The following is a 12,053-nucleotide window of genomic DNA, read 5'->3' on the forward strand; positions in this document are numbered from 1 at the left end:
AAGTTGAGAACGCGACGGTTATAGGGCAAGGGGCCCGCCCGCCTCTCGGCCCGGCATCCCGTCCCCGACCTGCGCCGCTGTCCCCGTACGGGCCGTGTCCGGGTGCCGCCGCACCGGCCCGTACCGGCCGCGGGCCATGCCCTAACGGCATGGTTCGGTGCCGACCGGGTCTTGCCGCGACCAGCCGCGGACATCACACCGCCACCCCGCCGAAGCTCCGTTTGTCTTACGGGTTCACCCCGCTACGGCTACCGTCCGCCCATGGCCCTCACCCTGCAGCAACTGCGTTACCTCGTCGCGGTCGCGGACTGCCGGTCCATCACCGCCGCGGCCGCCGCCGTCTATGTCGCCCAGCCCGCGCTCTCCCGGGCCGTCCAGGCACTGGAACGCGACCTCGGCGTGGAGCTGGTGACCCGTAAGGGCCGGGGCGTGGAGCTGACGCCCGAGGGGGCCCGTGTGGTGCGCCTGGCCCGCACGGTCCTGGCCGCCGTGGACGCGATCGAGGACATCGGCGCGGCCCACTGCGGCCGGTCCCGCGAGACGCTGTGCGTCGTCGCCACCCCCACCCTCGCCATCGATCTCGCGGCGGATCTGCTGCCCGCCTTCACCGCGCGCCACCCCGAGGTCGATATCCAGCTGCTTCAGCACGACAGCCGTGAGGCGCTGGTGCAGTGTCTGGGCAACGGTTCGGCGGAGCTGGGCCTGGTGGACCTGCCGGTGGACCAGGAGCTGCCCTCGCACCACCTCCAGGAGCGCGAGGTGGTGCTGATCTCGCCGCCCGGTTCCGCGCTGCCCGACCCGCTGCCGTTCCGGCGGCTGAACGGTCTGCGGCTGGTGCTGCCGACCCGGGGCACCGGCCGGCGGACGGAGCTGGAGTCCATGTTCAGCCGGCTGGGCGTGCGCCCGGTGGCAGCGTTGGAGGTGGACGAGCGGCTGGCGTGGGTGGCGAGCGTGCTGGGCGGGCACGGTTCGCTGATCTGGTACCGCGATATGGCGTTACGGGCCTTCGGCTCGCGCGCCGAGGTCCGGTCCTTCACCCCCGCGCTGCTGCGCCCGGTGGGCATTGTGCATGCGCGCAACCCGCTGAGCCGCCCGGCCCGCGCGTTCCTCGCCCATGCCCAGCACAACGCGCCGGTTCGCGAGCCGTCGCGTTGACCGTCCGGGCTGCCGGCGGCGGCGTACCATACCGGCGCGTTATCGCTCCCATGCTCAACGGGTGACCGGCAACCGCTTGGCGCTTTGACCGTCCACCGTCACATTGGGCCCATGTCCTCACTCCCCGCCGTGTTCCTGGCCACCGCCGCGCTCGCCGTCCCCCTCGCCGCGGACCCCGCGTCCGCACCGTCCGCACCGCCGCCCCCGGCACACCGGGCGCACCACCGGGCCGCCGCTCCCGAGCGCGCCTGCACCCTGCCGGCCGGGCTCAAGGAGCTCAGCGGCCTGAGCGTGAGCACGAAGCACCCGGGCGTGATCTACGCGCTCAATGACAGCGGCAACACCAACCAGGTGTTCGCCGTCGACTGCTCCGGCGCCACCGGGCAGCTCAAGGCCACCTTCACGCTGAACGGTGCGACCAACACCGACTGGGAGGCGCTGGCCGTCGGCCCCGACGAGAGCGGGCGCCCCTCGATCCATGTCGGCGACATCGGCGACAACCTCGCGGGCCGCGCCGAGATCTCGGTGTACCGCTTCGCCGAGCCCGACACCCTGGCGGATGCGACGGTGTCACCGACCACCTTCCGCTTCACCTACGCCGACGGGAAGCATGACGCCGAATCCCTGCTGATCGACCCGACGACCCGTCAGCTGTACGTGGCCGGCAAGGTGCTGGGGGCCGCCGGCAAGCTCTACAAGGCGCCGCTGCCGCCACAGTCCGGCCAGGTCAACACCCTCACCCCGGTGCGCGACGCCCCGGTCTGGACGACCGACGGCGCCTGGTCCCCCAGCGGAACGTCGTATGTGCTGCGCAGCGGGGGCCCGTTCGGGCCGAACACCGGCTATGTCTACGACGCGGCCGGCACGAAGCTCGCCGAGGTCGCGCTGCCGGCCCAGCCGCAGGGCGAGGCGGTGACCTACGCCGACTGCAAGACCCTGCTGGTGGGCTCGGAGAACGACAGTCAAATCTGGCGGGTACCGCTCCCGCCCGAGGCCGCACCCGGCTGCTGATCCGTCAGCTCCCGCTCCCTTCCCGTCAACTCCCCTTCATCACCTCGGGGTTGGCGCAGTGGACCAGTGGCTCGCCGCGCAGATACCGGCCGACGTCCCCGGCGACGATCCCCGCGGCCTTGTGCGCGACCTGCCGGCTGCCGCCCGCGATATGCGGGGTGAGGACGGCACCGCGGGCGGTCAGCAGCCGCGATCCGGCGGGGAGGGGCTCTTCGGGGAAGACGTCGAAGCCCGCGCCGGAGAGGTGGCCGGAGTCCAGTGCGTCGCAGACCGCGTCGTAGTCGAGGAGCGCGCCGCGGGCGCAGTTGACCAGGACGGCACCGCGCGGCATGGCGGCGATCTGGTCGCGGCCGATCATGCCCTTGGTCTCCTCGGTGACCCGGGCATGCAGGGAGACGATGCGGGAGCGGGTCAACAGCTCGTCCAGGGAGACCTGTTCGGCGATGCCGGCCAGCGCCTCGGGAGGAACGTAGGGGTCGTGGACGAGGACCTGGGCACCCATGGCGGCGAGGACCTTGGCGACGCGGCTGCCGATGGCGCCGTAGCCGATCAGGCCGACGGTGGCGCCCTCGATCTCGATGCCGCAGGTGTCGTAGTCGTAGTAGTCGCCGCGCCAGACGCCGCGGCGCAGGTCGGTGTGGGTGTCGCCGACGCCGCGGGCGGCGGCGAGCAGCAGGGTGAGGGTGTGTTCCGCGGTGGCGGTGGCGTTCCGGCCGGGGGCGTAGCAGACCGCGACGCCGTGCCGGGTGGCGGCTTCAAGATTGGCGTTGACCGGCCCGCCCCGGCTGGTGCAGAAGAGCTTCAGATCGGGGCAGTGGGCGAGGATGCGCTCGGTGAGCGGGCCGTGTTCGGTGACACAGATCTCGACGTCCCGGAGCGCCTCGATCATCTCGTCCTCGGTGCCGGAGGCCTCGATGACCTCGGCGACCGGGCCGAAGGGGGTGTGCGGCCAGCCGAATTGAAGCTCGCGTATCTCCAGCGGCGTGTCCCCGGCCGCGGCGCGCACCGCCTCGGCGAACAGGCTCGGGCGGATGAAGTGGTTGCCGGCGGCGAGGACCGTGGTGGTCATGACGGGGCTTCTCCTGAAGGGTGGTGCGGGCTGGTGGCCGTGCGGTCAGCTGAGGGCGGGGGCCTGGGTCAGGGCCGGGGCGTTGAAGGCGAGCAGGGCGGTGTGGCCGTGCTCGATGCGGATCTCGGTGAGGGCGCCGTTGTGCAGCTGGGGGAAGACCCGGCGGTAGTCGGCGAGCGGGATGCCGAGGAGATGGCAGAGCAGCAGCCGGAGGAGGGTGGAGTGGGCGACGACGAGGATCCGGCCGTCGGGCTCTTTGCGGGCGAGGTCGGCCAGAGCGGCACCGGCGCGCTCGGCGGCCCGGCGCGGGTGTTCGCCGCCGGGCAGGTGGCTCTCGACCGGGTCGGCGAGGAACGCCGCCAGCTGCTGCGGGAAGAGCTGCCGCATCTCGTCCCGGGTCAGGCCCTCGCCCTGGCCGAAGTCGAGTTCGTAGAGCCGCTCGTCGATGGACGGGGTGAGGCCGCAGGCGTCGGCGGCGGGGGCGGCGGTGAGGCGGGCGCGGGCGAGCGGGGAACTCCAGACGGCGGTGAGTTGGGCGGTGGCGGCCCAGGTGGCGAGGGCCGCGGCCTGTTCGCGGCCGTGGTCGGTGAGGGGGACGTCGGTGCGGCCGGCGTAACGGTTCTCCGCATGCCAGACGGTCTCGCCGTGGCGTACGAGGATGAAGTCGGTCACGGGGCGGCCCTCCTGCGGGCGTGTTCGGCCACGGCGTGGTCGAGCCAGCCACGGCGGGTGAGTTCGTCGAGGAAGCGGAGGTAGACGGGGAGATAGCGGGCGGTGCGGGCGGGGGTCGGCTGGATTTCGGCGCCGACCCGGACCATGGCCGTGGCCGCTTCCTCGAGGCCGGCTCCGGAGGCGGTGGCGGCGAGGACGGCCATCCCGATGGCGCCCTCGGCCTGTTCGGGCAGGCTTACGGGGCGGCCGAGGACATCGGCGCGCAGCCCGCACCAGTAGCGGTTGCGGGTGGCGCCTCCGGTGAAGGTGAGCGGTCCGTCGACGGGGGCGCCGAGCCGGTCGAGGTAGTCGAAGCAGAGGCGTTCGAGACAGGCGACGCCGAGGAGGTAGGCGTGGAACTCGACCGCCCGGTTGGGGACTTCGCCGATGATGAAGGGTTCGGCGTCGGGGGCGCGGAAGGGGAAGCGCTCGCCGCCGGTGGAGACGAGGGGGTAGGCGACCGCGTCCGGATCGAGGGCGGCGGCCTGCGCGGTGAGCACGTCCAGGTTCCCGCTGTGGAAGTACTGGGAGATGACGCCCGCGCCGCTGCTGGAGGCGCCGCCCGGCAGCCAGTTCCCGCCCGGTCCGCGGTGGCAGTAGACGACGCCCGCCGGGTCCCTGACCAGGTGCGGGCTGCTGCCCTTGAGGACGAGGGTGGTGCCGAGCACCGAGTTCCAGGCGCCCGGCGCGAGGGCTCCGGCGCCGATCTGGGCGGCACAGCCGTCGGTCATTCCGGCGACGATGGCGGTGCCCTGGGGAATTCCGGTGGCGGCGGCGGCCTCGGCGCATACCGTGCCGAGCACGGTGCCGGGGCGTACGACGTCGGGCAACAGACCTCTGGGGACGCCGAGTTCGGCCATCACCCTCTCCGGCCACCGTTCCTCGATCAGGTGGTAGCCGGTCTTGAGGGCGTGGCTGGCGTCGGCGGCCACCTGGTGTCCGGCCAGCTTCCAGTTCACCAGGTCGACTTGATGCAGCAGCCGGGTTCCCTCGGCGGCCGCGGCCGGCAGGTGGTCCAGCAGCCAGCGGAGCTTGGGCAGCGCCCAGGACGGCTGCATGCTGCGGTAGCCCAGCTCCTGCCAGACCTCCGCGCCCGCCTCGTTGACGGCCGCGGCCTGGGTGTCGGCGCGCCCGTCGTCGTACATCAGGCCCGGGGTGAGCGGGGTGCCGTGGGCGTCGGCGAGCAGGATCGTGCCGGACGTGCCGTCGAGGGCGAGACCGCGGATGCGCCGCGGGTCGAGGGCGCTCAGGGCTTCCCGGCAGGCGTCGGCGAGAGCCGTCCACCATTCCTCCGGGTCCTGCTCATGGCATCTGCCCTCGCGTCGGCCGGCCAGCGGGCGGGCGGCGGTGGCGAGGACCTGGCCGGTGCCGTCGACGGCGACGCAGCGGGCGCTCTGAGTGCCGAGGTCGAGGCCGAGCCAGATGCCGTCGAGCGTGGGGGCGTGGGGATCAGACACGGGTGCCTCCGAGCGAGGGGGTGAGGGAGAGGACTCCGGTCCCCCGGGAGGCGCTCCCCCGCCACACCGCGCCGCTGCGCCAGCCGGCCTCCCGGGCGAGGCGGCGCCAGGTGAGGAAGTCCTCGTAGAGCGCGCTGTAGAACTCCGCACGTTCCGGATCGGGTTCCCAACTCCGGCTCATTCGGACGTACTTGGCGGCCGCGCGGTGCATGCTGCTCTCGGCCCCGGAGCGCACCAGTCCGGTCAGGAAGGCACCCTTGGCGCCGAGTTCGGTATCGCCGGAGCGGGCGGTCGGCACGCCCGTCGCATCGGCGATCAGCGCGCACCACGCGTCGCTGTTGGCGCCGCCGCCGCACAGCCGCAGCTCGCTGATGTCCGTACGGGCGGCGGCCAGTGAGTCGCGCAGGACCAGGGAGAGGCCGTCGAAGACGGCGCGGGCCAGGTCTGCGGGGGTGTGGTCGAGGGACATGCCCCAGAAGGAGCCGCGGGCGCGCGGGTCCAGGAAGGGGGCGCGCTCACCGGCCGGGGAGAGGTACGGCAGGAACGTCAGCCCGCGGGCGCCGGGCTCCGAGGCGAAGGCCAGCTGCGCCAGCTCCGGCGGGCCGGACAGTTGCAGCAGCCGCGCCGCCCAGCCGAGCACCTCGGCGCCGTTGAGGGTGGGGAAGGCGCGCAGCACCCGTTCGCGGCCACGGTAGGCGATGTTGATACCGGAGGGTTCGCCGCTGGTGTCGATGCCGGTGCGGACGATCTCGGTGCACAGGGTGGTGCCGAGGATGCTGCACGCCTGGCCGGGGTTGACCACGCCGACGCCGCGGGCGGTGGCGGCGATGTCGTAGGGGGACATCACGACGGGCAGCCCGGCGGGCAGGCCCAGCAGGTCCGCGGCTTCGGTGGTGAGCTCGGCGATGCGCTCCGACTCGCCCAGCACGGTGGGCAGCAGCCGTCGGCAGTCGCTCAGGCCGAACAGGTCGAGGATCTGCGGGTCGTAGTCGCCGGTGGTGTGGTCGAGGAACGGGGCCGAGGCGTCGGACTCGTCGCTGGCGCGGACGCCGGTGAGGCGCAGGAAGAGCCAGCCGGCGGCGGTGAGCGAGGTGGCGGAGCGGGCGAGGCGGTCCGGGTCGTGTGCGGCGAGCCAGCTGAAGAGGGCGTTGGGCATGCCGGTGCAGGTCAGCGAGCCGTTACGGCGGAAGGCCGCCTCCAGGACGCCGTCGCGCTGCCAGGCGGTGAGCAGGTCCCCGGCGCGCCCGTCGGACCACAGGATGGCGGGTCCGGTGGGGCGGCCGCGGTCGTCGACGAGCCAGGCGCCGTCGCCCTGGGCGGTGAAGGACACCAGCCAGACGGGGTCGGCCAGATCGTCGAGGACTTCGCGGACGGTGCGGACGACGGCGCTCCAGACGGCATCCATGTCCTGTTCGGCCCAGCCGGGGTGCGGGCGCAGGACCTCGGTGGCCTGGCGGGCGACGGCGATCTCGGTGCCCTGGTCGTCGAAGACGACGGACTTGATCACCGTGGTGCCGACGTCGATGGTCAGTACGGACATCAGTGGGGTCCTTTCACGCCGGGGCCGAGGCGGCGGCCGGGGCACCGGCCTGCGGTGCGCCGTCCGTGGTACCCGGCTCGTCCGGCAGCTTCAGGAAGAGGGCGAGCACGGTGCTCACCGCGTACATCCCCGCGAAGATCCAGACAACCCCTTCGACGCCGAGCGGTCCCACGAAGACCGCGACCACGGCGGGACCGACGAAGGTGCTGGCACCGGCGCCCAGGTTGAGCGCGGCCAGCGCCTGTCCCTTGTGCTGCGGTTCCATGGAGGGCACAAGCGCCGAAAGGGGTACATATCCCGCCAGCGTAGCGCCGTAGAAGGCGGCCACCACCAGGGCGAGCGGGAAGTTGGCACCCGCCGCGTTCGGTACGTAGAAGAGCAGCAGGGTGCTCACGGTGCAGCCGGCGCCGCCGAACCAGGCGATGGTGCGGCGCCAGCCGATGCGGTCGCCGAGCACGCCGAACAGCAGGTTGGCGAAGATATTGGTGGCGAACATCGCGCTGAGCAGATGCAGCCACTGGGTGAGGCTGAAGCCGACCGTCCTGGTGAAGTGGATCGGCATGATCACGAAGAAGCCGAACTGCGAGGCCGTGTTGATGACCCGCACCACCGAGCCCATGCCGACGCGGGGATTGCGCCACAGGATGGTGACGCTGCCGACGAGCGTGCCGAGCGGACTCTCGCTCCGGGGCCGCCTGCCGCCCCGGTCGTCCCGTACCAGCAGCAGGGCGATCAGCCCGCCGACGGCCACCAGGGCGAGCGCGGCCCACAGCGTGGCGTAGGCGCCGATGCCCGGGATGAGTCCGCTGGCGACCAGGGAGCCGAGCGTGGGCAGGCCGCCGGTGAAGGCGAACCAGAACCAGCCCATGGCCGTACCGAGCCGGGCGCGGGGCGCCACGGCGGCGATCCAGACCAGGAACCCGTAGGCGAAGAGCGGGTAGCCCAGGCCGCGCAGGCCGTAGGCGAGCAGCATCAGCGGATAGCTGGTCATCGGGATGGCCAGGGCGAGGAAGAGGAGCTGGAAGACGGCCCAGATGCCCAGGCCCATCCACATGACGCGGCGCGGGCCCCACAGGTCGGAGAGCACTCCGGAGAGCCAGGCGGCGAGGCCGGCGGCGATCCCGTAGACGGTGAAGAGCAGTGCGACGCGGGACTCGGAGAAGCCCTGGTCGGTCAGGTACGGCGAGAGGTAGCCGGACTCGACCCCGTCTCCGACCATGAAGAGGAGGAGCCCGAGGTATCCCCAGACGAGGGTCGGCGGGATGCCGAGGCGGGTGATCAGCGAACGCGGCGGAGAGTTCGTCATCGAATCTCCCTTTCTGCGGCGGCGGGGCGGGAGGGGTGAGCGCAGGGGGTGGACGGAGTGATGGAACCGCCGCGCGGAATCGGGCGTCAATGGCCGCCGGAATCTTCGCATCGGGGCCGCGACCAGCCGTGTTGCCTCGTAGCGGAACCGCATGTGGACACCGCTGCCGCCGGGCGTGCAGTGTTAATTCCGTGCGAACATAACGCGGCGAATTCACTCGACGGGGACGTAGGAGGGCCGATGGACCGGGTCGAGGCCCAGGAGGAGCGGCGGCGGCGGATGCGCGAGCGCGTCATCGCGGGCGGCTTCGTCCGCACCTCGGACCTCGCCGAGGAGTTCGACGTGAGCCTGATGACCGCGCACCGCGATCTGGACGCGCTGCAGGCGCAGGGCTGGCTGCGCAAGGTGCGCGGCGGGGCGACGGGGCTGCCGTCGGCGCAGTTCCACGGCAGCGTCGCGGAGCGGATGGCCACCATGGCGGCGACCAAGCAGCTGCTGGCGCGGGCCGCGGCGACACTGCTGGTCCCCGGGCAGACGGTGCTGCTGGACGACAGCACCACCTGTCTGCTGCTGGCACACCAGGCCGCCGAGCACACCCCGCTGACCGTGATCACCAATTCGCTCCCGGCGATCACCACCCTCGCCAAGGAGCCCGGCATCTCGCTGATCACGCTGGGCGGCGCCTACTTCCCGGCGTACGACGCCTTCATGGGGCTGCACACCGCGGACGCGGTCCGGGCCTTTCGCGCCGATGCGCTGTTCATGTCCACCACGGCCGTCACCAACGGCCGCTGCTATCACACCTCGCCGGAGACGGTGCAGGTCAAGCGGGCGATGATGGAGAGCGCGGCGCGGCGCGTGCTGGTCGCCGACCACACGAAGTTCACCAAGGACGGGCTGTACGCGCTCGCGCCGCTGACCGACTTCGAGCTGCTGATCGTGGACGACGGGCTGGCGGCGGAGCAGGTACGGGCGGTGCGGGCGGGCGGCACCGAGGTGATGGTGGTGCCGCAGCGGCCGTAGGCAGCGCGTGGTGAGCCACGGGAATGCCGGCCCGCTACGGGAACACCGCCCCGCACGGGAATGCCGCCCCACGGGAATGCCGCCCCGGCACCTGCGCGTTGTGGCCCCGAAGGGGGCGCTCGCATCCCCTACGGGATCTGTTCGCCCCCGCCCTAAGGGATTCAGCCCAGGCCCAGCACCGAGGGGTCGGCGGCCAGCTCGCGGAAGGCCTCTCGCGGGTCGGGGAGCAGCTTGCGCTTGTCGAGGTCGAGCAGACCGCATACGGCGCTCACCTCCGCGGCCACCGTCCCGTCGGTCTTGGTGACCCTCTGCTTGATGGTGAACGTCTTGCCCTCGCCCCAGACGAACGCACAGCTGACCTCGATCTCGTCACCGGCGCGCAGCTCGCGCCGGTAGCGGATGGTCGTCTCGACCGTCACCGGGCCGACGCGCCGGTCCACCATCGCGCTCTGCCGGATGCCGCTCGCCTGCAGCAGCGACCAGCGGGCGTGCTCGGCGTACTGGAGGTAGACGGCCTGGTTGAGATGGCCCTGGGTGTCCGTCTCATAGCCGCGGACGGTGATCCCTACGGTGAACGCCGTCGCGCCCTCTGCCGTTGCTGCCGTGCCCATTGCCTCTGTCACGTTCTCTCCCGCTCCCCGTTGGCGCCGACCCGTTGGGCGGACGCGGCGCGGACCTCAGTGGTCACGCGCGTCACATGGTAGGCGCCGGGGTCCGGCGGGCGGGAGCCGCCCGGGGCGGGCGCCCGTCAGGAACCGCCCGTCTTCAGCGTCAGATTCCACTTGGCCAGCGCCTCGTCGACCGGCTGGAAGATGGTGATGGTGTCGCCGCCGCCATCGCTGCAGGTGGCCGTACCGCCGCCGGAGTGCAGCCCGACCGCCTTCGGGGCGCCGGGCTGGGTGACATAGGAGCCGCCCGAATCCCCGGGCGCCGAGCAGGCGTTGGTGAACGACAGCCCGTCGACGATGGCGGTGCCGTAGTCCACCGTCTGGTCGGTCCGGGTGATCTCGCCGCAGTGCCAGCCGGTGGCCTCCCCGGAGTGGCAGATGGACATGCCCGCCACGCCCTCCTGCGAGCCGGTGACGGCGACCGGCTGGCCGCCCTGCCCGGCCACGTTCGGGGACAGCTTCCAGCCCGGCCCGTCCACGGTGACCAGGCCGAAGTCACCCTCGCGTCCGATCACGCTGTGGCCCCCGCCCTCGTTGGAGGTGCCCAGGAGGCTGCCGTCCTTGCCGTAGGCGGGCTGATCGGTGTTGTCGGTGCAGTGACCGGCCGTCAGAAAGCCCTGGAAGCCGGCCGCGCCGGTCACCGAGAAGCCGATGGAGCAGATGCCCTCCTGGCCGGGCATCCAGCGCTCGCCGCCGATGACCGTGCCGGCCTGCTGGCGCGGCGCCTGGGCGCTGCGCTCGATGGTCACCGGGATGCGCGAGGGGGCGGCGAGCGAGCGTACGGCGTTCTCGAAGGAGTTGGTCGCCGCGGTGCCGGCCCGGCGGTCGATGCGGACCACGACGCCGTTGGCGCGCTCGTCCACGCCCCAGCCGGTGACGCCGGGCACGCCGTTGCCGGCCCTGGTGGCGATCTGCCGGACCAGTTCGGTGAGCGCGGCGCGGCTGTGCGAGACGGTCTTGGGCAGCGCGCCGGCGGCCCGTACGCGCTCGGCGTCGGTGGCGACGGTGACCGCGACGATCAGCTTGCCGACCGCCTTGTCGAACCACATGCCGGCGGGCGGCGCGGTGAGCACCCGGCGCACCGCGGTGGCGGCCCGCTGCGCCTCGGCCTCCTGCGCGAGGCGGGTGCGGGCCTGATCGGGGGTCAGCCCGAGGTCGCGGCGCATCGCGTCGAGCATGCCGCGGGGTGAGGGCTGGGGCGTGGGGTCGGCGTGCGGCGCGGCGTGCGCCGGACTGAGCGGGCCTGCGGCTGCCATGACGGCGGCCATGGTCGCGCCCCATAGAGCGGCCTTGCGGAAGCGGCGGTGCATCGGGGATCTCCTCGCGGGTTCGCGTACACGTCGGTGCCGGTCTGCCGAGCCTTGTCGACCGCACGGCATACGGCATCGGGGAGATCCCTTGCATCATTGCCTGGTGACCTCACCTCCCGGCCCCCAAATCCCCGTCCCCTGCGGCCCGGACGCCCTGGCCCGCCTGCCGGAGGCCTTTCGCAACGTCAACTACTCGGGCGCCCGCCATCCGGGAGCGGGGACACCTGAATGCCCGTCATCCACCGGGGACGCGGCCCCCGCTCTCACCGGGGGCGCGAACTGCCAGCGCTACGCCTATGCCGTACTGCGCCATTTCGGCCTGCCGGTCCCGCCCCTGCGCTCGGCGGAGCTGTGGGCGGACGAGCTGGCGACCGTACGCGCCGAGCATCCGCGGCCGCTGGACCTGGTGCTCTTCGACGGCGGGCCGGTCGAGGGCCGGCCCGCCGGGTACGGCGCGCATGTGGGTGTCCATCTGGCGCCCGGTCAGGTCCTGCACCTGTGCAAGGAGGTGGGCCGGCCCGCCGTATGGACGTACGCGGACTTCGCGGCGCGGCCGCGCTATGCCCGGTTCCTGGGCGCCAAGCGGGCGGTCGCGGGGCCGGGCTCGGGGCCGGGGCCGGGCGCCTGTTGATCGGTGCGAAAGCGAGGCCGGTGCCCGTGCGTCACCGGCCAACTCCACTGGATTGGGTGCGGCGTTGAGGGATCGCGGGCGGGCCGGGGCATCGCCGCCGCGGGGCCGTGAGCGGGCCGGACGCTCACAGCCGGTCGTTCACAGCTGGGCGCTCACAGCCAGACGCTCACAG

Annotated in this window: 11 protein-coding genes; 4 read left to right on the forward strand and 7 right to left on the reverse strand. The window is 72.8% G+C overall.

All coding sequences use genetic code 11. The features are described from left to right. The first annotated feature begins 261 nt into the window (after positions 1-261). On the forward strand, positions 262-1,155 hold the full coding sequence (locus ACZ4S3_RS01770) for a LysR family transcriptional regulator (RefSeq protein WP_467924492.1): 894 nt from the start codon (positions 262-264) through the stop codon (positions 1,153-1,155). A 111-nt stretch (positions 1,156-1,266) separates the two neighbouring features. Beyond that, on the forward strand, positions 1,267-2,166 hold the full coding sequence (locus ACZ4S3_RS01775) for a hypothetical protein (protein WP_467924494.1): 900 nt from the start codon (positions 1,267-1,269) through the stop codon (positions 2,164-2,166). 25 nt (positions 2,167-2,191) lie between these two features. Here the strand turns inward: ACZ4S3_RS01775 and ACZ4S3_RS01780 are convergent, their stop codons facing one another. Genes ACZ4S3_RS01780 through ACZ4S3_RS01800 form a run of 5 tightly spaced genes read right to left on the reverse strand, consistent with a single transcriptional unit; the run spans position 2,192 to position 8,249 of the window. Next, a complete protein-coding gene (locus ACZ4S3_RS01780; RefSeq protein WP_467924496.1) occupies positions 2,192-3,235 on the reverse strand; it encodes a 2-hydroxyacid dehydrogenase in 1,044 nt (347 codons plus the stop codon). A 45-nt stretch (positions 3,236-3,280) separates the two neighbouring features. Continuing rightward, positions 3,281-3,907, reverse strand: a complete 627-nt coding sequence (locus tag ACZ4S3_RS01785; protein WP_467924498.1) for a histidine phosphatase family protein — start codon at positions 3,905-3,907, stop codon at positions 3,281-3,283. Next, positions 3,904-5,403: an FGGY-family carbohydrate kinase gene (locus tag ACZ4S3_RS01790; RefSeq protein WP_467924500.1), complete on the reverse strand. Its 1,500-nt coding sequence runs from the start codon at positions 5,401-5,403 to the stop codon at positions 3,904-3,906. Before ACZ4S3_RS01790 ends, ACZ4S3_RS01785 begins: the two co-directional genes overlap by 4 nt. Further along, positions 5,396-6,943, reverse strand: coding sequence for an FGGY family carbohydrate kinase (locus ACZ4S3_RS01795; RefSeq protein ID WP_467924502.1), 1,548 nt, complete (start codon positions 6,941-6,943; stop codon positions 5,396-5,398). Before ACZ4S3_RS01795 ends, ACZ4S3_RS01790 begins: the two co-directional genes overlap by 8 nt. 13 nt (positions 6,944-6,956) lie before the next feature. Next, positions 6,957-8,249 (reverse strand): MFS transporter, encoded by a 1,293-nt coding sequence (locus tag ACZ4S3_RS01800; protein ID WP_467924504.1) that lies wholly within the window; start codon positions 8,247-8,249, stop codon positions 6,957-6,959. 240 nt (positions 8,250-8,489) lie between these two features. Here ACZ4S3_RS01800 and ACZ4S3_RS01805 point away from each other — a divergent pair, with 240 nt between their 5' ends. Continuing rightward, entirely contained in the window at positions 8,490-9,272 is a 783-nt protein-coding gene (locus ACZ4S3_RS01805) for a DeoR/GlpR family DNA-binding transcription regulator (RefSeq protein WP_467924506.1), read from the forward strand. Between the two features lie 161 nt (positions 9,273-9,433). On the opposite strand, the gene ACZ4S3_RS01810 is transcribed toward ACZ4S3_RS01805, so the two are convergent. Both ACZ4S3_RS01810 and ACZ4S3_RS01815 read right to left on the reverse strand, forming a co-directional pair. After that, positions 9,434-9,883: an acyl-CoA thioesterase gene (locus ACZ4S3_RS01810; RefSeq protein ID WP_467925207.1), complete on the reverse strand. Its 450-nt coding sequence runs from the start codon at positions 9,881-9,883 to the stop codon at positions 9,434-9,436. Positions 9,884-10,020: 137 nt separating this feature from the next. Continuing rightward, complete coding sequence (locus ACZ4S3_RS01815; protein ID WP_467924508.1) at positions 10,021-11,250, reverse strand: S1 family peptidase; 1,230 nt, start codon at positions 11,248-11,250, stop codon at positions 10,021-10,023. Between the two features lie 103 nt (positions 11,251-11,353). On the opposite strand from ACZ4S3_RS01815, the gene ACZ4S3_RS01820 reads away from it, so the two are divergent. Next, complete coding sequence (locus ACZ4S3_RS01820) at positions 11,354-11,881, forward strand: cell wall hydrolase (protein ID WP_467924510.1); 528 nt, start codon at positions 11,354-11,356, stop codon at positions 11,879-11,881. Positions 11,882-12,053 lie beyond the last annotated feature (172 nt).

This window comes from Streptomyces sp. NPDC028368, assembly GCF_055565615.1.